Raw genomic sequence first — 19,889 nt, forward strand, 5'->3', positions numbered from 1 at the left:
CTCGTCTACCAGTGGACCTGCCATGTTGAATCGACCCAAATCGACGATAGCCAAGGCAGCGCGCGCCTTCGCAACGCTTTCGCTTGCCGCGACGGTCGCTGTGACCGGCACCATCAGCGCCTTAGCGCAAAACGTGCCGGTGGTGCGCGATGCCGAGATCGAGGCGTTGGTACGCGATTATGCGCGGCCGATCTTCCGAGCCGCGGGCCTGCCGGAAGACGGCGTCGACATCGTCCTGGTCAACGACCAGAGTTTCAACGCCTTCGTTGCCGGGTCCCGTCTGTTCATCAACACCGGCGCCCTGATGTCGGCGGAGACGCCCAACGAGATCATCGGCGTCATCGCACACGAAGCCGGCCACATTGCCGGTGGGCACCAGCAAAAATTGCGCAATCAGCTCGAACGCGCCAAGACGATGGCCATCATCGCGACGCTGCTTGGCGCCGGCGCCATCGTCGCCGGCGCCACCACCAAAAGCCGGGGCCTCGCCGGCGCCGGCATGGGGGTCGCGGCTGGCGGCGGCGAGATGGCGCAGCGCAGTATCCTCGCTTATCAGCGCACCGAAGAGATGACCGCCGACCGCTCGGCGATAACCTATCTCAATGCCACCGGTCAGTCCGGCCTGGGCATGCTGAAGACCTTCGGCCGCTTTCAGAGCGCGCTCTCGCTGTCAGGGGCGCAGGTCGATCCCTACCGGATCAGCCATCCTCTGCCGCGGGAACGCATCGCCAATCTCGAAGTTCTGGTCAAGCAGAGCCCCTATGTCGACAAGGTCGATACGCCGGCACTGCAGCAGCGGCACGACATGATGCGCATCAAGATCGCCGCCTATATGGGAGGCAAGGCCGCCGCATCGCGGCTGATGCGCAAGAACCCGGGCAGCCTCGCCTCGCAATATGGCGACGCGCAGACGAGCTACCTTTTCGGCGATCTGGCGGGGGCGCTCGCCAAGACCAACGCGCTGATCAAGGCACAGCCGAAAAACCCCTATTTCCAGGAATTGCGCGGCGACATCCTGATGAAGGCGAACAGACCGAAGGCTGCCGCCGAAGCCTATGCCAAGGCGGTCAGCCTCGATCCGGCGCGATCCGGGTTGCTGTCGGTCTCCTACGGCCAGGCGCTGATGGCCATCGGCACGCCCGATTCCCTGGAGAAAGCGGTGGTGCAGATCAACAAGGGCCTCGCGCGCGACCGGGAAAACGCCGTCGGTTACCGCCATCTGGCGCAGGCTTATGGCGAGCTCGGCAACATTCCGGCCGCCGACCTTGCGACTGCCGAAGGCCATTTCTATTCCGGCGCCTACAAGGATGCCAAGATCTTCGCAATGCGCGCGCAGATGAAAATGAAGCGCGGCGAGCCGGGCTGGATCCGCGCGCAGGACATCATAAACTACGCGCCATCAGGCAAGAAAAAGTGAACCTTCCGGCCGTGCGCGGCGACATGTAGTCGGACCAATCGGGCCGGAAACCAGGCGAGAGGATTAGGGATGATGAACAAGGCAATTCTGCTGGGCACCACGGGCGTGGCGGTCGCTCTCGCCATGCTGGGTTTCGGGTTCGTGACCGGAAGCCCGCAGACGGCAAAGGCCGATGCCGTGCAGATCGCCCAGGCGGCGCCCGCCGACACCAAGATCGACCGGGCCGAAGTCGAGGGCATCATCCGCGACTATCTCCTGAAGAACCCTGAAGTGCTGCTGGAGGCTCAGGAGGCGCTCGAGGCCAAGCAGAAGGAGGCGCAGCGCGTCGCCAGTCTCGGCGTCATCAAGAATGCCAAGGACCAGATCTTCAATTCGGCCTTCGACGGCGTCGTCGGCAATCCGAACGGCAAGGTCACCATCGTCGAGTTCTACGATTACAATTGCGGCTACTGCAAACGCGCCATCGAGGACATGCGGGCGCTGACGACAGCCGATCCGGACCTGCGCTTCGTGCTCAAGGAGTTCCCGATCCTCGGCCCGGATTCGCAGAAGGCGAGCGTCGTCTCGATGGCGTTCCACCTGATGATGCCGGAGAAATACGGCGAGTTCCACAACGCGCTGCTCGGCGCCCAGGGACGGGCCACCGAAGCGGCGGCCATCAAGGTAGCGCTTTCGCTCGGCGCCGACGAAGCGACGCTGCGCGAGAAGATGAAGGACCCGTCGATCACCGAGGCCCTCTCCAAGACCTATGAGCTTGCCAACCAGCTGGCTATCACAGGAACGCCCTCCTATGTGGTCGGCAACGAGGTGGTGTTCGGGGCGCTCGGCCGGGAAGTGCTGGCGGAGAAGATCGAGGCGGCCAAGGCCGCACTCTGATCGGTTTCGGCGCAAGCCATTTTCCGCCTGTTGTGGACAGCGAAAGAACCCACTTGCGCTCTTTTCGCAGGCGTCTAAGCCCATTATAGAGGTCCGGCGCGCCGACGGATGCCGGCGCTGATGTAGTGGATTCGAAGTTCCTGCTACTTTGGTGGCATCAGCGTTCAGGAACTTCAAATCCACCACATCAGAAATGTATAAATTGCCAGTGTGGTTTTGAATCCGAATTCGTTCAAAGCGCTGCTCCAAGGTATTGCGAATTTCGGAGTCAAAACCACACTGGGAAAAAGGTCGGCATTTTGAAAACGGTTTTCGTCCTGAACGGTCCCAACCTCAACGCGCTCGGCAAGCGCGAGCCGGGCATCTATGGCGGCAAGACGCTTGCCGCGATCGCCGACGATTGCAAGCAGGCAGGTGCGGCGCTTGGGCTCGAGATCGATTTCCGTCAGTCGAACCATGAGGGCGACCTCGTCGACTGGATACAGGAAGCCGCCGACAAGGCTGTCGGCATCATCATCAATCCGGGCGCCTACAGCCACACCTCGATCGCCATTCACGACGCCATCCGCTCAGTCGCGCCATTGCCGGTCGCCGAAGTTCATCTTTCCAACATCCATGCGCGGGAATCATTCCGCCACGTCTCCATGGTCTCGCCGGTCGCCGTCGGCGTGATCTGCGGGTTCGGGCCGCTCGGCTACACACTGGCGCTGCAGGCGCTGGCCGCACGCCTATGACCGGCCAACAAACAGAAGGCTCGAAAATGTCGATAAAGAAGAACGGTGTTGACCAGCAGCTTATCCGCGATCTGGCGGGCATACTGAACGACACCAACCTCACCGAGATCGAGGTCGAGCTGGGCGACTTGAAGGTGCGCGTGTCGCGACAGGCGCCGGCCGTCCATGCGGTCGCCGCACCGCAGCCCGCCTACGCGCCGCCGGCAGCGCAGCCGGCGGCCGCAGCCGCCCCGGCAGCGGCCGACGTGTCCAAGAATGCAGTCGCCTCGCCCATGGTCGGCACCGCCTACCTGGCGCCGTCGCCCGACGCCAAGGCGTTCATCGAAGTCGGCCAGCAGGTCAAGGAAGGCCAGACGCTGCTGATCATCGAGGCGATGAAGACGATGAACCAGATCCCCTCGCCCCGTGCCGGCACGGTGACGGCGATCCTGTTCGAGGATGCGCAGCCGGTCGAATATGGCATGCCGCTCGTCGTGATCGAGTAGAGCCGGGAACAGCCGAAAAATGTTCCAGAAAATCCTCATCGCCAATCGCGGCGAAATCGCTCTGAGAGTGCTGCGCGCCTGCAAGGAGCTCGGCATCCAGACGGTGGTGGTGCATTCGACCGCCGACGCTGACGCCATGCATGTGCGGCTTGCTGACGAGAGCGTCTGCATCGGCCCGCCGCCGTCGCGCGACAGCTATCTCAACATCCACCAGATCGTCGCGGCCTGCGAGATCACCGGCGCCGACGCGGTGCATCCGGGCTACGGATTCCTGTCGGAGAATGCCAAATTCGCCGATATCCTCGCCGCGCACAACATCACCTTCATCGGCCCGTCCGGCGATCACATCCGCATCATGGGCGACAAGATCGAGGCCAAGCGCACCGCAAAGCGTCTTGGCATTCCGGTGGTGCCCGGGTCCGACGGCGCGGTCACCGAGGAAAAGGAAGCCAAACGCATCGCCGCCGAGATCGGCTATCCCGTGATCATCAAGGCGTCGGCCGGCGGCGGCGGACGCGGCATGAAAGTGGCGCGCAGCGAAGCCGATCTTGTCGTCGCGCTGCAGACGGCGCGCTCGGAAGCCGGTGCCGCCTTCGGCGACGACGCCGTCTACATCGAGAAGTATCTCGAAAAGCCGCGCCACATCGAGGTGCAGGTGTTCGGTGACGGTGCCGGCCGCGGCGTGCATTTCGGCGAACGCGACTGCTCGCTGCAGCGCCGCCACCAGAAGGTCTGGGAAGAGGCGCCCTCGCCGGCGCTCAATGCCGAGGAGCGCGCGCATATCGGCGGCGTCTGTGCCAGGGCGATCGCCGATCTCGGCTACTCCGGCGCCGGCACCATCGAATTCCTCTATGAGAACGGCGAGTTCTATTTCATCGAGATGAACACGCGCCTGCAGGTCGAGCATCCGGTGACGGAGGCGATCACCGGCATCGACCTCGTGCATGAGCAGATCCGCGTCGCCTCGGGCGGCGGGCTTTCGGTGCGCCAGGAAGACATCCGCTTTCAGGGCCATGCCATCGAATGCCGCATCAATGCCGAGGATCCGCGCACCTTCACGCCCTCGCCCGGCACGATCACCCACTTCCACACGCCGGGCGGGCTCGGCATCCGTGTCGATTCCGGCGTCTATTCCGGCTACAAGATCCCGCCCTACTACGACAGTCTGATCGGCAAGCTGATCGTGCACGGCCGCAACCGCGTCGAATGCATGATGCGGCTGCGGCGGGCGCTCGACGAATTCGTCGTCGACGGCATCAAGACGACGCTGCCGCTGTTTCGCGATCTCGTCGGCAATGCCGATATCGCCAATGGCGAGTATGACATCCACTGGCTGGAAAAATATCTGGCCAACGAGGATTAGGTCGTGAACTTATAGAATATAATGCCGCGATGACCCGTCCCTACGCGCCAGGCTATCGCATCCCGACCGACCTGTTGCTCAAGGCCTACGCCTCGGGCGTCTTCCCGATGGCCGAAAGCGCCACCGATCCCGAAGTGTTCTGGGTACGGCCGGAGACGCGCGGCATCATCCCTCTCGATGGTTTTCACACGCCCAAGAGCCTGAGGAAGGCTATCCGGAAAAACCTGTTCGACATCCGTTTCGATTTCGACTTCGAGGCGACCATCGATGGCTGCGCCGAGAGGCGCGAGGAACGCCGGTCGACCTGGATCAACGCGCCGATCCGCGAAGCCTATGTCGAACTCCACCGGATGGGCCATTGCCATTCGGTCGAAGCCTGGCGCGAGGGTCGGCTGGTCGGCGGCCTCTACGGCGTGTCGCTCGGCCGGGTGTTCTTCGGCGAAAGCATGTTCGCCAGGGAAACGGATGCGTCGAAGATCTGCCTGGTGCATCTGGTCGAACGCCTGAAGCAACGGCAGTTTGCGCTGCTCGACACGCAGTTCACCACCGAGCACCTCAAACGCTTCGGCGCGATCGACGTGCCAAGGGGCAAATACGAAAAGATGCTGGCTGACGCGCTGAAGGGCGAAGCGGTCTTTTTCCCATGATCTGCGCCAGGTCAGTTTTTTGCGGCAGGCTCAAGAGGCGTCTGCGCGTGGAACATCATTTTCCAGCCATTGACGCGATGGACATAGCCGGTGCTGATCAGCGCCGCGTAGGTCTCGCCATTCTCGCGCGTGGCATGGGCCTCATAGGTCAGCATGACGATGTCGCTGCCCGGCTCGATGATGCCCTTGAGGTCGATGTCGAGATCGCGCCAGCGGTTCGGGTTCGTCGCGGTTTCGGCCAGGTCGGCGTTGCTCATCACCTGCGCCATCTGCGGGAAAGCTACCAGGCATTCGGTGTCGGCATTGGCTTTGAAATAGGCAGCGTCGCCGGTCCAGAACCCTCTTTCGAGATCGAGGAGTTCGTCCTTGTTGGCCATCATGGGAACATCTCCGTACCGCAGCCATGACCCAACGCACGGAGAATAAGGCGGTTCCGGAAGGCTCAGTATGTGAGCAGGAGATCCCGCGCGCCTGGCGCTCTAATTGGATTTAGCAGCGTCGGGTGCCGGCACCTCCGACTTCTGCTTGCAGCCTTTCAGCCAGACGTCGTAGACGGCGTGCTCGACGGCGTTGAGGCCGGGACTTTCGGCAAACATCCAGCCGGTGAAGATGCGGCGGATCTTGCGATCCAGCGTGATCTCGTCGACCTCGACGAAGGAATCGGTCTTCGGCTCTTCGGTTTGCGGCTGCGAATAGCAGATGCGCGGCGTCACCTGCAAAGCACCGAACTGCACCGTCTCGTCGATATAGACATCGAAGGTGATGATGCGGCCGGTGATCTTGTCGATGCCGGCGAATTCGGCGACGGGATTGGTGATGCGTTCCGGTGCCGCCGGAGCCACTGTCGCATCCGGTTCCATTGGCGCCTCCGGTGTCGCTGGCGCCTCCGGCGTCGCTGGCTCTTCCCAGGCCTCCGGTTCGATTGGCGCCTCCAGCGTCTGTGCGGCGGCCATGGCGCAAGCGACAAGAGCGGCGGCCACCGTCAGTCCGCCTATCGAGATTCGGCTGAAAATGCTCATGCAAGGGTCCGGTGGTTAGCGCCCGGGGTGATTCTGTCGCGCCCAAGGCTAGTCGCTGCTGTCAGATCGGCAAGCAGCTAAACGCCAATTGTGGCGATAAAGGACCGATCCGTCTCGACGAGCGGTTACGCCCCCGGCGTCCAGGCGTCGTAATCGCCCGTCACCTGCGGGCGGTGCTGATTGGTGAGCACGGAGCCCTTGGGGCGATAGGCGGCGGCACTTCCGGTAAGGTTCGGCTGATGCGGTTTCTGCCAGTCGCGTGGCTTGTAGTTTTCGCTCGGCGGCGCGGTATCAACGCGGTGATGCATCCAGCCATGCCAGCCGGGCGGAATCATCGAGGCTTCCGAATAGTCGCGATAGATGACCCAGCGGCGGGTCCGGCCTTCCGAATCGACACCACCTTCGTAGTAGACGTTGCCAGCCTCGTCCTGCCCGACTTTCTTGCCATGCCGCCAGGTGTGGAAGCGCGTGCCCAGCGTCTGGCTGTTCCACCAGGTGAAAAACTGCAGAAGGAACGTCTTCATCCAAGTCCTCGTGGCAAGTCCTAGTGGCAAGTCCTCGCGGCGGCAGCGGCCGCGCCTGTTTCCTGCTTATGGCGTCAGGCCATCGCTAAGGCAAGGGTTTTGCCGCAAGCGTCGCGCAAATCGCTGTCGGAAAACCGATGCAAACCTGGCAAGCCTTTCGCCTCTGTCGAGGCATGCCTTGCCAAGGCTGCCTGGTCTTTCTAAAGCTCTGCGCGTCCCATGCAGGTACCCAGCCTGATTGACGGTTGAGGGAGGTAAAGATGGCCCCGGATGCATCCGACCCTGAACTGCGGATCAGTGCCGGCGCCATTCGCCTGCGCAAGGGCGGCGTGCCGGTCGTCTGTCTCACCGCCTATACCTACCCCGTCGCTCGCCTGCTCGACGGCCATGTCGACCTGCTTCTGGTCGGCGACAGCGTCGCCATGGTTCTGCATGGCCACAAGACCACGCTGGGCGCCTCGCTGGAGATGATGATCGCCCATGGACAAGCGGTGATGCGAGGTTCCGCCACGGCCTGCGTGGTGGTCGACATGCCGGCCGGAAGCTATGAGGCAACGCCGCGCCAAGCCGTTGCCTCGGCGCGGCGGATCGTCGGCGAAACCGGTTGCCAGGCCGTCAAGCTGGAGGGCGGCGTCACAGTTGCCGGGCAGATCGCGGCGATCGTCGCTGCCGGCATTCCGGTCATGGGACATATCGGCTTGCAGCCGCAATCGGTGGAAAGCGACGGCGGCTACAGGATCAAGGGCCGGACCGAGGAGAATGTGGCGGCGCTTTATCGCGACGCCCGCGCGGTCGAAAAGGCCGGCGCGTTTTCTGTGGTCATCGAAGGCACCGTCGAGACCGTGGCCGCCGACCTCACCCGGCATATTTCCATTCCAACCATCGGCATCGGCGCCAGCGGCGACTGCGACGGCCAGATCCTGGTCATCGACGACATGGTCGGCCTGACGGTCGACCGCGTGCCTAAATTCGTCAAACAATATGCCGACCTGCGCAGCGTCATATCGCAGGCGGCGGCCAGCTATGCAGCGGAGGTGCGAAGTCGGACGTTCCCCGGCCCGGGACATGTCTTTTCGGCCGCAGCCGACAAAGACAAAGAATGAGTGGGGACAAAGAATGAGTGGGGACAAAGCATGAGCCGGGACAAAGCATGAGCCGGCCTCTCGTCATCGACAGCGTCGCCGCTCTTCGCGCGCAAATCCGCGACTGGCGTTGCGATGGTCTCAGCGTTGCCATGGTGCCGACAATGGGAGCGCTGCATGACGGCCACATCTCGCTGGTCAAGATCGCGCTGGCAAAGGGCGAACGCTGCGTTGTTTCGATCTTCGTCAACCCGACGCAGTTCGCGCCGAGCGAAGACCTCGACAAATATCCGCGACAGCTCGCCCGCGACCTCGACCGGCTGGCCGAGGCCGGCGCGCAGCTCGCCTTCATCCCTGATGTCGTGGAGATGTACCCGGCTGGCTTCGCCACCAGGATCTCCGTCGGCGGGCCAGCCGCCGGGCTGGAATCCGATTTCCGGCCGACGTTCTTCGACGGCGTCGCGACGGTCGTGGCAAAGCTCTTCCTACAGACGTTGCCCGATTATGCGATCTTCGGTGAAAAGGACTACCAGCAGCTTTGCGTCGTCAGGCAGCTCTGCCGCGACCTCGATCTGCCGGTGGAAATCATCGGCGCACCAACGGTACGCGACGCACATGGCCTCGCCATGTCGTCACGCAATGCCTATCTGAGCGAAGCCGACCTCGGGGTGGCGCGCCAGCTCAACACCATATTGCGCCGGACGGCGGCGGCACTAGCGGCAGGGGCGGATGAAGGCAGCGCGACCGCCGAGGCCGGCCGCGCGCTCGTCAAGGCTGGCTTCGACAAAGTCGACTATGTCGCGGCGCGCGAGAGCCTGACGCTCGCCCCATGGCGACGAAACCGTGACGGACGCCTGCTCGCAGCCGCCTGGCTGGGCAAAACCCGGCTCATCGACAATGTGGAAGTTCCCTCCGCTTAAAGCGCGTCGCGTTTAGATGGATTCATGCGACGCATGCGACGCAATGTGACGCGCTTTAAGTGCTTGTTTTTATGCATGTCGTTATCGCAAAACCGCTGCGCAGTTTTGCGCGACATGCATTAGGCCAATCAGGCGACCTTGAGATCCTTTATCGCCTTCTCGTAGACATCCTTGATCGGCTTGGATACGTCTTCGGCGGCTTTCGTTGCCGCCGCCTGAAACTCCCTGCCCTGCTCGACGGTCTTTTCCACCTGCTTGCGCAAGAAGTCAGTCTGCAGTTCGATGAACTCGGAGGGCGATTTCACGGCAACCAGGGCTTCGAGGTGAGAAAAGCTGGCCTCAGCATTTGCGCGCAGCGCGGCGATCGTCTTCAGCGACAGCTCATTGCTGGCGGTCTTGGCTGTTTCGAACGATGACTCGAGAGCCTTCTGGGTCGCCTCGGCGCCGGTCGCCAATTTCGACAAGGCTTCTTTCGACTGCTCGACGCCCTTTTCGGCGACAGCGCGGAACTGATCGGTTGCCTCGGTCGGAACTTCTGCGTTCTCGGTGATTTCAGCAGTTTTATCGGCGGTCTTGGTCATAGTTTCCATCCTTTGCGGTGGGCGGCCTTTTAGAAAAGCCGCCTCGTTCATTCAGGAACCTAACGTTACGGCATCTGCAGTGCATTGCAATATTTTTGTGCGTCGCACCATGCCTTTTTTTGCCTCAGCGTTAGCCACTGCCGAATTCTTACCTGCGGCGTGTTTTGCGGACGGCAGCTGAGAAAGTATTCAGGCAAGAATTGCAGAACAGTGGCCCGCTTCAAGCGCGCCTGTCCGATACACGGTTCGGGCCTGCGAATTACGAATTACGGTGGCAGTGTACCTTTCTCTTTTCCCCGCCTGCCGCGTTTTCCCGATTTCACGGCTTTTCCGGTTTGCTCGGCAATCCGATCCAGAAGTGCTTCGCTGCCACCGGCCAGCAACAGCCGAGCAAACATGGCAAAAAGTGCAATCGCGGTAGGGACGCTCATTGTTGAGCGCCCCCCGCACAGAACCGGACGGGCCCGATTAAGGCATCCGGCTCCCACCTTGGATGAGTGACGGCGAAGCGCGCGCTGGGCCATGGGTGGAGAATGCGCGGTCGCGGCAGCCACTGGCCGACGATCCGCCGCATGCGGTCCCATTTGGTCCGGTCTTTCTGGCTGCGCCGCCGCAGCGCCCGGAGCCAGAGCTCGGTCACGCGGTCGCGGAAGGCGCCGAGGGCGGGGCCGTTGGTGGGGACGGCATGGTAGTTGTACCAGCCGCTGAGGACCCGTTTGAGCCATCGCCCCTGGTCGGGGATCGCTTGGTGCCGGCGCCGCGCGAGTTCTGCCTTGAGCGCACGCAGTTTGGCCTGCATCCGGTCGCGCCGGGACTTCCGCCGGAGCTGGAAGCGGCCCTTGCGCGAGCGGCCACAGATATGCGTGAACCCCAGGAAATTGAACGTCTCCGGCTTGCCAAGGCCGGCCCTTTCGCGGTTGGCCGCCGCAAAGCGGCCGAACTCGATCAGGCGCGTCTTGTCCGGATGCAGCGCCAGCGCAAACCCCGCCAGCCTCTTGTGCAGGTCCGCCAGGAACCGCTCGGCGTCGGCCTTGTGCTCGAAGCCGGCGACGATGTCGTCGGCATAGCGCACGAGGATGACCTTACCGCGGGCGTGGCGGCGTCGCCACCGATGTGCCCACAGGTCGAAGACGTAGTGGAGATAGATGTTCGCCAGCAGCGGCGAAATCACCGCGCCTTGCGGTGTGCCCGCCTCGCTCGGCGTCTCCACGCCATCCTCCATCACCCCGGCCTTCAGCCATTTGCGGATCAGGCGGATCACCCGCCGGTCGCCGATGCGGTGCTCGACGAAACGGATCAGCCAGTCATGGCTGACCGCATCGAAGAACCCGGCGATGTCGGCGTCCAGCACCCAGTTCACCCGTGCCTGCTCGATCCCGACCGCAAGTGCGTCCAGCGCATCATGTTGGCTGGCCGGAACCCGTACGAGAACCCGAGGAAGTCTTCCTCGTAGATCGCGTTCAGCACCTCGCTCAGCGCGCGCTGGACAATCTTGTCCTCCAGCGCCGCCAGGCCGAGCGGGCGTAGTCGGCCGTCGGGCTTGGGGATGAACCTGCGCCGCGACGGCTGTGCCCGGTACGCTCCCCGGTGAATCCGGCCATGCAGGTCCTGAAGCTTGCGCTCCAGGTCCTCGCCGTAATCCCGCCACGTCACCCCATCAACACCCGCAGCCGCATCCCGCTTCAGCGCGTGATAGGCCGTCCGCAGCATGGTGATGTCGACATGGTGCAGGAGCGCGGTGAACTTCTCCTTCTTCAGTCCTTTCGCTGTTTGCCGTACGCGATCGAGGCCGTGGGACATGCCGGTCCAGCTCGGTGTCCGGGGCGTGCCGCCCCCGCTCGCGTTCTCCTCGGCCCTCGCCCTTGGCTCCACCGGCTCCGCGGCGGATCGCTCCGCCTTGTTCGTCGGCTTCCCAGCTACTATGGCGAGGTCTGACTTCTCCCGCTCGTGCATCATCGGCTTCGGCTCATCACCTTCCCGATGCGGACCCGGCGGCCGAAGCCCTCCGGGCCGGGCGAGAGACCTCCCGGTTCCCGGGCAAGGAGCGTCCGTACATGCCAGGGTCTGTGACCGCGCGGAGCCGGCCTCACGCTCGCAATAGCGCGTGCGACCGTCTCGCCTTCCGCCTGACAGACGGCGTCGGCGCTCCGATTGTACCTTTCGCGGCTCAATGGCTGGCCTATACGCTCCCCTGCCGACGCTTCGTCCCCAGCCTCGCGGCCGGCAACGCACGGCTCGGGGCCGATGCGGGTTGCTAATCCTTCATCGCAGTGGACTTCCACCACCTACTCCCTGCCGGTCTCCCGGCGCACCGTAATTCCCCGTAATTCTAGTTCAGGCAATCCGCATATTTTTTCAGACCTTTGTGGACGACATCTTCAGAATCCAAGCTACCAAGCCGGCTCCGCTACAATTCGGCCAAAATCACGGTGCGGTCCTGCGCGCTCCAGGAGCGCAGCATCGATGCTCGGCTGGAATGAGAACGATTCCTGGCGCGGATCCCAATCTTGATACCGGCACATGTCGAGCGGCTGCTCCCCTATCTGTTCCTGCTTGCGTTGATCTGCATCGCGGACGCTTTCCGGCCGCTCCTGCCTGTCGATGAAACGCGATATCTCAGCGTCACCTGGGAGATGTATCTGAGCGGACAGATCTTCGTCCCGACGATGAATTTCGCGCCCTATCTGCAAAAGCCGCCGCTGCTGTTCTGGCTTATCGATCTGGCCTGGGACATTTTCGGCGCAAGCCGGGTTGCCGCGATGCTCGTCATCTTCGTCGCATCGTCGCTCGTCATCTGGCTGACGACGCGTCTGGCAAAAGCCCTCTTTCCCGGACGCGACGACATCCTAAGCCGTGTCCCCTGGCTCGTCGCCGGAAGCACCATCTTCGTCATTTATTCGACGCTGATCCTGTTCGACATGCTGCTGACGGTCTTCGTGCTCGCCGCGCTTTTGTCGTTGCTTGCCTTTGCCAGGAGCGGCAACCATAGGCACGCCGTGCTGGCAGGATTGTTCATCGGACTGGGTATTTTGACGAAAGGTCCGGTGGTGCTCATCCATGTCGGCGCTCCCATCCTGCTCTATCCGTTCTGGCGCGATCGGCAGGGCGGGCTGGCGACGCCGAAGTTCTTCGCCGGGGCGGGCCTGGCAATTCTCGCCGCATTGATCCCGGTGGCGATCTGGCTGGTGCCTGCGACCATCCTGACGAAAGGCGATTTCGTCTACGATCTCGTCTGGAACCAGTCGGCAGGGCGCGTCACCGGCAATCTGCACAACTCCCACGGCCGGCCGTTCTATTTCTATGTCGTGATGCTGCCGCTTTTGTTCATCCCGTGGATTTTCGTGCCGCATGTCTGGCGGTTGCACCTGCCGGCGCGGATACGCGGCTTGATACAAACACGGTCAAGCGATCTTTCGGCACTGCGTCTGCTGACGATGTCGTTCGTGGCCGTCGTGCTGGTTTTCAGCGCTATATCCGGCAAACAGCCACATTACCTCGTTCCGGTGTTGCCTCTGGCGACGATCGTGTTCGGGTATTTCATGGCCGAAGTGCCGCCCGCCAGGATCAAGGCCGCCGCCTTTTGCATGCTTGCCATGTTCGGCATCGGACATGCAATCGCGTCTGCTACGGCCTTCAAACTTTACGATCTCACGCCGCTGGCGAATTTCATCGACGAACGGAAGGACGCGGCCTGGGCTGTCGACTTCGACTACCAGGATGAAGTCGGCTTCCTTGCCCGGTTGCAGAAGCCGTTCGAAAGCACCGACAATCCCGAGGGATGGCTGCGCTCCCATCCCGGCGGCTATGTCATCGACAAATCTTTCAAAGACCCTGAGACGTCGGGGCAAGTCGCTTTTCGCCTTCACGTCGAACGAGGCTATCTTGTCGTCCTCAAGGGACAACATTGAGGGCGCCGCAACCGACTGGCGCAGCCCGTAAAACGCAACCGACTGCGACATATCCGGGCAGGCAAATCTATCCGATCGTCTTCTCGAAAATCAGCGCCGGCAGCCCTGAACCACCGCCACAGTCGGCGGTGTTGCCGGCGGGCAAAAACCCTTTCGAGCGGTAGAAGGCGACGGCCTGAGCGTTTGCCTCTTCAACTTCGACACGCAGCGTCCGCGCCTCCGGAAAGCTGGCTTCGACCTCTTCCAGCAACGCCTGGCCGATCCCGTGCCTCTGGCAGGCCGGATGCACGTAGAGCTGGTTCAGCATGACGATCTTCGCATCGGTGGTGGCTGCGGCGAAAGCCATGCCGCCGATGCGCTTGCCGTCGTCTGCGACCAGGAATTCGGAATTCGGCCGTGTCAGCCGCGCCTTGAGCGAGGCGATCGAATGCCATTCATCAGTGATCTCGGTGACTTTGGCAGCACCATAAATACAATCGTAGGTTGCATGCCAGGTTTCGACCAGCAGCGCGCGGACCGCGGCAAGATCGCGCTCGCCAGCGGTGCGAACGAACATCATCCTATTCGATCCCGAGCTTGGCCTTGACGAGGCCGTTAACCGCTTGCGGGTTGGCCTTGCCGCCTGTCGCCTTCATCACCTGGCCGACGAACCAGCCGGCCATGCTCGGCTTGGCGCGCGCCTGCTCGACCTTGTCCGGATTGGCTGATATCACCTCATCGACCGCCGTTTCGATGGCGCCGGTGTCGGTGACCTGCTTCATGCCGCGGCTTTCGACCAGTTGGCGCGGATCGCCGCCTTCGCTCCAGACGATCTCGAACAGATCCTTGGCGATCTTGCCGGAGATGGTGCCCTCCTTGATCAGGTCGATGACCGCGCCGAGCTGATCGGGCGAAACCGGGGCATTTTCAATGCCCTTGCCGGCTCTGTTCAACGCACCCAGCAGATCGTTGATGACCCAGTTGGCGGCGAGCTTGCCGTCGCGACCAGCGGCCAGCTTCTCGAAATAGTCGGCGACCGCCTTTTCCGACACGAGGATCGAGGCGTCGTAGGTCGACAGGCCGAGCGAGGAGATCAGCCGCGCCTTCTTGGCGTCGGGCAGTTCAGGCAGATCCTTTGCCAGCGCATCGACATAGGCCTGGTCGAATTCCAGCGGCAGAAGATCGGGATCCGGGAAATAGCGGTAGTCGTGCGCTTCTTCCTTGGAACGCATCGAGCGCGTCTCGCCCTTGTTGGGGTCGAACAGCCGCGTTTCCTGGTCGATCTTGCCGCCGTCCTCGAGGATGGCGATCTGGCGGCGCGCCTCGTAGTCGATGGCCTGGCCGATGAAGCGGATCGAGTTGACGTTCTTGATCTCGCAACGCGTGCCGAATTCGCCGCCGGGCCGGCGCACCGAGACGTTGACATCGGCGCGCAGCGAGCCTTCGTCCATATTGCCGTCGCAAGTGCCGAGATAGCGCACGATGGTGCGCAGCTTGGTGACATAGGCCTTAGCCTCGTCGGCGGAGCGCATGTCGGGCTTGGAGACGATCTCCATCAGCGCCACGCCGGAGCGGTTGAGGTCGACATAGGACATAGTCGCATGCTGGTCGTGCATCGACTTGCCGGCATCCTGCTCCAGGTGCAGGCGCTCGATGCCGACCTCGATATCCTCGAACTCGCCCTGCCGGTCCGGGCCGACGGAGACGATCACCTTGCCCTCGCCGACGATCGGCTGCTTGAACTGCGAGATCTGGTAGCCCTGCGGCAGGTCGGGATAAAAATAGTTTTTCCGGTCGAAGACCGACTTGTGGTTGATCTCGGCCTTCAGTCCGAGGCCGGTGCGGATCGCCTGCTTGACGCATTCCTCGTTGATGACCGGCAGCATGCCCGGCATCGCCGCATCGACGAGGCTGACATTGGCGTTTGGCGGCGCGCCGAAAGCCGTCGAGGCGCCGGAGAACAGCTTTGCTTGCGAGGTCACCTGCGCGTGCACCTCGAGGCCGATGATGATCTCCCAGTCGCCGGTGGTGCCTGATATCAGGCGTTTGGCGTCGGGCGTGCGGGTGTCGATGAGGGTCATAGTGGCCTGCGAGTTATCGGCGACGGAATTCACCTCTCAACGTGAATTCCGTCACGTCGGACGTGAAAGTCACTCGCTAGTGCAAACCACAAAAAGAGACAAGCGCAAAGCCAAAGCTGGCGCTTCACATCGAATCCAGCCGGCCGGCCCGGCTGAAGAAACAAGCCGTCACGCCGTCGCGATGTAGGCCCTGATCTCCGCGGCCTCCCGCTCGACATCCTCGATGCGCCGCTTGACCACGTCGCCTATCGACACGATGCCGTCGAGCAGGCCGTCCTTTTCCACCGGCAGATGGCGGAAACGGCCACTGGTCATGATTTCCATGACCTCGTTGACGGTGTGGTTCTCATTACAGATCTTCACCTTGGGCGTCATTGCCGAGCGCACCGCGATATCCAGTGCGGCGGCTCCTTCCCTGGCGAGGACCCGCACGACGTCGCGCTCGGAAAGAATGCCGACGATCTTGTGATCGCCATTGGTGATGACCAGCGCACCGATCCTGTGTTCGGCCAGGATGCGAATGGCCTCGCTCAGCTTTTCGTTCGGCCCGAGCGTCAACACGTCGTGGCCTTTCTGCTCGAGAATTGCCTTAACAGTCATGGCGTCCTCCTCAGTTTTACTTGCCGGTTTCCTGCCCTGACCGGCTTTCCGTCTGCGCATGACCCCGAAAATCGGCCTCCAATTTCGGAAGGATCATGCGCAAATCAAAGTTCTACAGCGTCCTTTGCGCGTCCAAGAGGACGCGCGGCGCTGTAGTGAACATCGTGCGCCGCGATCGATTGCTTTTCAAGTGCGGCGAGGCTCAGACCATGAACTCATCCGGCCGCTGCCGCCGATCGAAAGCGCGCAGGCCGAAGAAGCCGGCGACGAAACCGCCGATATGAGCCTCCCAGGCGATCTGGCTTTCGATGCCGGGCGCGAAGGCAACGAGGCCGGTGGCGAGATTGATCACCATCCAGATGGCAAGAAAAGTCACAACGCCGCGCGAGCGGAACACCGCCGCCATCGGCAGCGGCGCGCCGGCGAAGGCGGCTTTGCCGGACGAGCGGTCAGTGCGGAAGCCAAAGCGGGCGGCGGCCCCCATCATGCCGGAAATCGCCCCCGATGCGCCGACCAGCGGCGCCTCGCCGAGCGGATGCACGGCCCAGAACAGCACCACCGCCGCCAGCCCCGTCGCCGCGAAGAACAGGCTGAAACGAAGCGCGCCGAAGCGGTTCGCCAGCGGTGAGCCGAAAGCCGCCAGCCACACCATGTTGACGGCAAGATGAGCAAAGCCGCCATGCAGGAAGGCATAGGTGAAGGGGCTCGAAAACGCGTAGAAATCGAGGTCGAAGCGACCGGAATAGCGGATCGGAATGAAGGCGGTCCGGATCAGCAGGGAGAAATCCTGGTCCTCGGTGAGCCAGTAGAGTCGGATCAGGTGAACGACGACGCAGATGCCGATCAGCGCCAGCACAACCGGCGGCATGTTGAATACCGGCTCGCGGCGCGGCTCCGGCTCGCGGCCGACAGGTCCGCCCTCGCCCTGTTCGATTTCCGATGGGCTTGCTGGTTCGCTCATATGGCTCGCACTCAGTCGCTGGATTCGACTTCGCGAGCATGTAGATCACGGTCACCAGATTCACAAAGGGGCGAATCGCCCCACGCAAGTCAAAACTGGGGCGAATCAAAATTGGCGCGAATCAAAAAGAAGCCGTCCAAGGTTGCCCTTGAACGGCTGGTCGAGCCCCCGTGCTCCCCCGAACTCTTGACTGAACTGCTGCCGATCGCTGCAAAACGACCGCTTCTGGAGTGGTTTTAGCGTGCCACGGCGGTGGGCGGGGCGCAACGTAAACCACTTGTTAACCTTAACGACCCCGACCCGTGAACAAGTGTTAACGATGCTGGCACGCATCCTGCTCCGCAACGCATGTAGGTCCTCGGAGGGCGCCCTTCTGTTCACCGATGGGACATCAGACGACAGATTGCGCGGAGCAGCATAGCATGAACCAGAACGGATCGATCACGCTGTTCCATTATTGGAACCGGCTGCGTGACGGGCGCCCTGCCCCGAAGCGTTCGGAAGTCGAGCCAGCCGACATCAAGTCGCTGCTGGCCGACACCTTCATCCTGGAAAAGGATACGCGCGGCGAAGCGGTATTCCGCCTCGCCGGCACCAGGCTGTGCGCGGTCTATGGCCGTGAGCTCAAGGGGTTTTCCTTTCCCTCGCTGTGGCGCGAGAAGGACCAGCGGCTTGTCTCAAAACTGATCCACGGCGTCTTCGATCAGAAATCCGTGGTGCTCATCACCTATGAAGGTTTCAGCCGCACCGACCGCTCCAGCAAGTTCGAGCTGCTCGCCCTGCCGCTCGACGGCGGCGTCGAAAATCCGCGCTGCCTCGGCGTGATAAGCGCTGCTGAAAAACCCTTCTGGCTGGGCGCGGATCCGATCGCCGACGCCCTGATCGATTCAATCCGTGTCGTCGATCCGGAGAAGGAATCGAAATTCCCCAGGAACCGGCCGGCCATCGACGTTCCTTCGCTTGTCCCGTCGGAACTCGATCCGCCCCAGACGATTTCGGCGCTCGGCCAGGCGCGCCGCATCCGCCATCTGGTCGTGTTCGACGGCGGGCGCGAGGAATAATCCAAAACGCTAAAGTAGCGGTGTCAGGCTTTCCCCTTTGTTAACCTGCTTTGCAGTAGTTTTCTGACGAAGTTCCTCGCATCAACGCGTGGAATGGCAAACGGGGTGTAGGCAGTCATGAGGTCAGCGGCGGTCGACACCGCGCCGTCCCGAGCTGAAAGGCGTAACTTTCAGCGCGTCCGCGTAAAGATCTACGGTCGCTTCATGCTGGAGGATCGCACCGAACATCCGTGCCAGGTGGTCGACATGTCACCGGGCAATGTAGCGCTTCGCACCGAGCGCATCGGCATGCCGGGCGAGAAAGTCATCGCCTATATCGATCACATCGGCCGCATCGAAGGCGTCGTCACCCGCATTTTGCAGGATGGTTTCGCAATGACGGTCATTGCGTCGGAACGCAAGAAGGACAAGCTTGCAGCGCAATTGACCTGGCTTGCCAACAAGCACGAACTCGATCTGCCAGAAGACCGTCGTCACGAACGCGTGGCGCCGCGCAATCCGACCAGCGTGCTTCAGCTCAGTGACGGGCGCCAGTACCAGTGCCGCATCATCGACCTGTCGCTTTCAGGCGCCGCGGTCGAGATCGACGTCAAGCCGGCAATCGGCATCCAGGTCATGCTGGGCACCATGCGCGGCCAGGTGGTGCGCCATTTCGAGGAGGGCGTCGCCATCGAGTTCGCGGTCATCCAGCGGCCCGAAACACTCGATTCCGAATTCAACGCATCCGGCACCTGACAAACAGCGCTCCTTGCCGCAATCGACCGGCCCATTTCGGCCGGTTTTTTGTTGACCCGCGCCGGCCGTCCCGGGCTGCCAACCGATGCCGCGCCAAGGCGCCGCGCCGCGCCGATGTGATCCCCGCGAAAAACGCCTCAAAAATTTTATACTGAAATGATTCAAATTTTATGTTTATTCTATAGGCGTTTTACTTAATGTCTACTTCGAGCCTTTGCGTCGAATAAATCCAATCGTGTCATTGTCTCCTCAAACGGGGAGACTGGACGATGAAGAAGACGAGGGGCGAGCTGTTGCTCTTGGCAATAGCGATGCAGCTTACCGCCTGGGGAACAGCGTATGCGGCGGGACCTGCCTTCATGCACACCGGCAGCCGCACCACACAGCCGGTCGGCCATTACGAGTTCTGCCAGAAGATTCCGCTGGAATGCAATCAGCGGACGCAGAAGCAGGCGCCGGTTGAGCTGACTCGCAAGCTGTGGGCGAAGATCGTGAGCATCAACAATTCGGTCAACAGCAGGATCGCGCCACGCACCGATATGGAACTGTCGGGCAAGGAAGAAATCTGGTCCTATCCCAACAGCGGCTTCGGCGACTGCGAGGACTATGCGCTGGAAAAGCGCCGCGCGTTGATGAACATCGGCGTTCCGGCCGGTGACCTGCTGATGACGGTTGCGCGCCAGCCGAACGGAGACGGCCATGCGGTGCTGACCGTGCGCACCAGCCTCGGAGAGTTCATCCTCGACAATCTCGAAACCAGGGTGCTGTCCTGGACCGCCACCGAGTACACCTACCTGAAACGCCAATCGAGCCAGAATTCGGGCGCCTGGGTAACGATCAACGACGGCCGCTCCGACGCGGTCGCCAGCGTCCGCTAAGGACGCGACGCAAAAACCCGGTCGAGTCCCCCACCCAC

Annotated in this window: 23 protein-coding genes; 12 read left to right on the plus strand and 11 right to left on the minus strand. The window is 62.3% G+C overall.

Translation table 11 applies throughout. The annotated features are described in order from the left end of the window. Window positions 1–22 precede the first annotated feature (22 nt). From AC0L14_RS28525 to aat, 6 genes are all read left to right on the plus strand, one after another. A complete protein-coding gene (locus AC0L14_RS28525) occupies window positions 23–1,417 on the plus strand; it encodes a M48 family metalloprotease (RefSeq protein WP_473751485.1) in 1,395 nt (464 codons plus the stop codon). Between the two features lie 72 nt (window positions 1,418–1,489). Next, complete coding sequence (locus AC0L14_RS28530) at window positions 1,490–2,293, plus strand: DsbA family protein (RefSeq protein WP_473751486.1); 804 nt, start codon at window positions 1,490–1,492, stop codon at window positions 2,291–2,293. A gap of 299 nt (window positions 2,294–2,592) precedes the next feature. Further along, window positions 2,593–3,027 (plus strand): type II 3-dehydroquinate dehydratase, encoded by a 435-nt coding sequence (gene aroQ / locus AC0L14_RS28535; RefSeq protein WP_473751487.1) that lies wholly within the window; start codon window positions 2,593–2,595, stop codon window positions 3,025–3,027. Window positions 3,028–3,053: 26 nt separating this feature from the next. Next, window positions 3,054–3,512: an acetyl-CoA carboxylase biotin carboxyl carrier protein gene (gene accB / locus AC0L14_RS28540; protein WP_029353815.1), complete on the plus strand. Its 459-nt coding sequence runs from the start codon at window positions 3,054–3,056 to the stop codon at window positions 3,510–3,512. A gap of 19 nt (window positions 3,513–3,531) precedes the next feature. Further along, on the plus strand, window positions 3,532–4,875 hold the full coding sequence (accC, locus tag AC0L14_RS28545; protein WP_473751488.1) for an acetyl-CoA carboxylase biotin carboxylase subunit: 1,344 nt from the start codon (window positions 3,532–3,534) through the stop codon (window positions 4,873–4,875). Window positions 4,876–4,904: 29 nt separating this feature from the next. After that, on the plus strand, window positions 4,905–5,522 hold the full coding sequence (gene aat / locus AC0L14_RS28550; RefSeq protein ID WP_473751489.1) for a leucyl/phenylalanyl-tRNA--protein transferase: 618 nt from the start codon (window positions 4,905–4,907) through the stop codon (window positions 5,520–5,522). Between the two features lie 11 nt (window positions 5,523–5,533). Here the strand turns inward: aat and AC0L14_RS28555 are convergent, their stop codons facing one another. From AC0L14_RS28555 to AC0L14_RS28565, 3 genes are all read right to left on the minus strand, one after another. Next, on the minus strand, window positions 5,534–5,902 hold the full coding sequence (locus tag AC0L14_RS28555) for a hypothetical protein (protein WP_473751490.1): 369 nt from the start codon (window positions 5,900–5,902) through the stop codon (window positions 5,534–5,536). A 99-nt stretch (window positions 5,903–6,001) separates the two neighbouring features. Next, window positions 6,002–6,541: a DUF2155 domain-containing protein gene (locus AC0L14_RS28560; RefSeq protein WP_473751491.1), complete on the minus strand. Its 540-nt coding sequence runs from the start codon at window positions 6,539–6,541 to the stop codon at window positions 6,002–6,004. A 125-nt stretch (window positions 6,542–6,666) separates the two neighbouring features. Then, complete coding sequence (locus tag AC0L14_RS28565) at window positions 6,667–7,065, minus strand: NADH:ubiquinone oxidoreductase subunit NDUFA12 (protein ID WP_473751492.1); 399 nt, start codon at window positions 7,063–7,065, stop codon at window positions 6,667–6,669. Between the two features lie 260 nt (window positions 7,066–7,325). Between AC0L14_RS28565 and panB the strand changes: the two genes are divergently transcribed. Both panB and panC read left to right on the plus strand, forming a co-directional pair. Beyond that, window positions 7,326–8,168, plus strand: a complete 843-nt coding sequence (panB, locus tag AC0L14_RS28570; RefSeq protein WP_473751493.1) for a 3-methyl-2-oxobutanoate hydroxymethyltransferase — start codon at window positions 7,326–7,328, stop codon at window positions 8,166–8,168. A gap of 47 nt (window positions 8,169–8,215) precedes the next feature. Beyond that, window positions 8,216–9,067, plus strand: a complete 852-nt coding sequence (gene panC, locus AC0L14_RS28575; RefSeq protein ID WP_473751494.1) for a pantoate--beta-alanine ligase — start codon at window positions 8,216–8,218, stop codon at window positions 9,065–9,067. A gap of 128 nt (window positions 9,068–9,195) precedes the next feature. On the opposite strand, the gene AC0L14_RS28580 is transcribed toward panC, so the two are convergent. The 4 genes from AC0L14_RS28580 to AC0L14_RS28595 form a co-directional block, all read right to left on the minus strand. Further along, the gene (locus AC0L14_RS28580; protein ID WP_473751495.1) at window positions 9,196–9,648 is read right to left on the minus strand and encodes a phasin; all 453 of its coding nucleotides are present in this window, start codon (window positions 9,646–9,648) and stop codon (window positions 9,196–9,198) included. 266 nt (window positions 9,649–9,914) lie between these two features. After that, the gene (locus tag AC0L14_RS28585) at window positions 9,915–10,079 is read right to left on the minus strand and encodes a hypothetical protein (protein WP_473751496.1); all 165 of its coding nucleotides are present in this window, start codon (window positions 10,077–10,079) and stop codon (window positions 9,915–9,917) included. Beyond that, on the minus strand, window positions 10,076–11,008 hold the full coding sequence (locus AC0L14_RS28590) for a reverse transcriptase domain-containing protein (protein ID WP_473751498.1): 933 nt from the start codon (window positions 11,006–11,008) through the stop codon (window positions 10,076–10,078). The genes AC0L14_RS28585 and AC0L14_RS28590 overlap by 4 nt, the downstream gene beginning before the upstream one ends. Further along, complete coding sequence (locus tag AC0L14_RS28595; protein ID WP_473751499.1) at window positions 11,005–11,604, minus strand: maturase; 600 nt, start codon at window positions 11,602–11,604, stop codon at window positions 11,005–11,007. The genes AC0L14_RS28590 and AC0L14_RS28595 overlap by 4 nt, the downstream gene beginning before the upstream one ends. A 551-nt stretch (window positions 11,605–12,155) precedes the next feature. On the opposite strand from AC0L14_RS28595, the gene AC0L14_RS28600 reads away from it, so the two are divergent. After that, window positions 12,156–13,556, plus strand: coding sequence for an ArnT family glycosyltransferase (locus AC0L14_RS28600; RefSeq protein WP_473751500.1), 1,401 nt, complete (start codon window positions 12,156–12,158; stop codon window positions 13,554–13,556). A gap of 67 nt (window positions 13,557–13,623) precedes the next feature. Here the strand turns inward: AC0L14_RS28600 and AC0L14_RS28605 are convergent, their stop codons facing one another. The 4 genes from AC0L14_RS28605 to AC0L14_RS28620 all read right to left on the minus strand — a co-directional run bounded on the left by AC0L14_RS28605 (window position 13,624) and on the right by AC0L14_RS28620 (window position 17,177). Continuing rightward, a complete protein-coding gene (locus AC0L14_RS28605) occupies window positions 13,624–14,112 on the minus strand; it encodes a GNAT family N-acetyltransferase (protein ID WP_473751505.1) in 489 nt (162 codons plus the stop codon). 4 nt (window positions 14,113–14,116) lie between these two features. Beyond that, entirely contained in the window at window positions 14,117–15,616 is a 1,500-nt protein-coding gene (gatB, locus tag AC0L14_RS28610; RefSeq protein ID WP_473751501.1) for an Asp-tRNA(Asn)/Glu-tRNA(Gln) amidotransferase subunit GatB, read from the minus strand. A 168-nt stretch (window positions 15,617–15,784) separates the two neighbouring features. Continuing rightward, entirely contained in the window at window positions 15,785–16,216 is a 432-nt protein-coding gene (locus AC0L14_RS28615) for a CBS domain-containing protein (protein ID WP_023798170.1), read from the minus strand. A 202-nt stretch (window positions 16,217–16,418) separates the two neighbouring features. Next, on the minus strand, window positions 16,419–17,177 hold the full coding sequence (locus AC0L14_RS28620; RefSeq protein ID WP_473751502.1) for a rhomboid family intramembrane serine protease: 759 nt from the start codon (window positions 17,175–17,177) through the stop codon (window positions 16,419–16,421). Window positions 17,178–17,599: 422 nt separating this feature from the next. Here AC0L14_RS28620 and AC0L14_RS28625 point away from each other — a divergent pair, with 422 nt between their 5' ends. From AC0L14_RS28625 to AC0L14_RS28635, 3 genes are all read left to right on the plus strand, one after another. Further along, complete coding sequence (locus AC0L14_RS28625) at window positions 17,600–18,238, plus strand: PAS domain-containing protein (protein WP_473751503.1); 639 nt, start codon at window positions 17,600–17,602, stop codon at window positions 18,236–18,238. Window positions 18,239–18,355: 117 nt separating this feature from the next. After that, entirely contained in the window at window positions 18,356–18,973 is a 618-nt protein-coding gene (locus AC0L14_RS28630) for a PilZ domain-containing protein (protein ID WP_123151050.1), read from the plus strand. 269 nt (window positions 18,974–19,242) lie between these two features. Then, window positions 19,243–19,851 (plus strand): transglutaminase-like cysteine peptidase, encoded by a 609-nt coding sequence (locus AC0L14_RS28635; RefSeq protein WP_473751504.1) that lies wholly within the window; start codon window positions 19,243–19,245, stop codon window positions 19,849–19,851. Window positions 19,852–19,889: the final 38 nt, after the last annotated feature.

Source organism: Mesorhizobium sp. WSM4841 (assembly GCF_055811515.1).

Coding starts and splice junctions, on each gene's coding strand:
- AC0L14_RS28525 (WP_473751485.1), top strand. CDS start 23: ATGTTGAATCGACCCAAATCGACGATAGCCAAGGCAGCGCGCGCCTTC.
- AC0L14_RS28530 (WP_473751486.1), top strand. CDS start 1,490: ATGAACAAGGCAATTCTGCTGGGCACCACGGGCGTGGCGGTCGCTCTC.
- accB (WP_029353815.1), top strand. CDS start 3,054: ATGTCGATAAAGAAGAACGGTGTTGACCAGCAGCTTATCCGCGATCTG.
- accC (WP_473751488.1), top strand. CDS start 3,532: ATGTTCCAGAAAATCCTCATCGCCAATCGCGGCGAAATCGCTCTGAGA.
- aat (WP_473751489.1), top strand. CDS start 4,905: ATGACCCGTCCCTACGCGCCAGGCTATCGCATCCCGACCGACCTGTTG.
- AC0L14_RS28555 (WP_473751490.1), bottom strand. CDS start 5,902: ATGATGGCCAACAAGGACGAACTCCTCGATCTCGAAAGAGGGTTCTGG.
- AC0L14_RS28560 (WP_473751491.1), bottom strand. CDS start 6,541: ATGAGCATTTTCAGCCGAATCTCGATAGGCGGACTGACGGTGGCCGCC.
- AC0L14_RS28565 (WP_473751492.1), bottom strand. CDS start 7,065: ATGAAGACGTTCCTTCTGCAGTTTTTCACCTGGTGGAACAGCCAGACG.
- panB (WP_473751493.1), top strand. CDS start 7,326: ATGGCCCCGGATGCATCCGACCCTGAACTGCGGATCAGTGCCGGCGCC.
- panC (WP_473751494.1), top strand. CDS start 8,216: ATGAGCCGGCCTCTCGTCATCGACAGCGTCGCCGCTCTTCGCGCGCAA.
- AC0L14_RS28580 (WP_473751495.1), bottom strand. CDS start 9,648: ATGACCAAGACCGCCGATAAAACTGCTGAAATCACCGAGAACGCAGAA.
- AC0L14_RS28585 (WP_473751496.1), bottom strand. CDS start 10,079: ATGAGCGTCCCTACCGCGATTGCACTTTTTGCCATGTTTGCTCGGCTG.
- AC0L14_RS28595 (WP_473751499.1), bottom strand. CDS start 11,604: ATGATGCACGAGCGGGAGAAGTCAGACCTCGCCATAGTAGCTGGGAAG.
- AC0L14_RS28605 (WP_473751505.1), bottom strand. CDS start 14,112: ATGTTCGTTCGCACCGCTGGCGAGCGCGATCTTGCCGCGGTCCGCGCG.
- gatB (WP_473751501.1), bottom strand. CDS start 15,616: ATGACCCTCATCGACACCCGCACGCCCGACGCCAAACGCCTGATATCA.
- AC0L14_RS28615 (WP_023798170.1), bottom strand. CDS start 16,216: ATGACTGTTAAGGCAATTCTCGAGCAGAAAGGCCACGACGTGTTGACG.
- AC0L14_RS28620 (WP_473751502.1), bottom strand. CDS start 17,177: ATGAGCGAACCAGCAAGCCCATCGGAAATCGAACAGGGCGAGGGCGGA.
- AC0L14_RS28625 (WP_473751503.1), top strand. CDS start 17,600: ATGAACCAGAACGGATCGATCACGCTGTTCCATTATTGGAACCGGCTG.
- AC0L14_RS28630 (WP_123151050.1), top strand. CDS start 18,356: ATGAGGTCAGCGGCGGTCGACACCGCGCCGTCCCGAGCTGAAAGGCGT.
- AC0L14_RS28635 (WP_473751504.1), top strand. CDS start 19,243: ATGAAGAAGACGAGGGGCGAGCTGTTGCTCTTGGCAATAGCGATGCAG.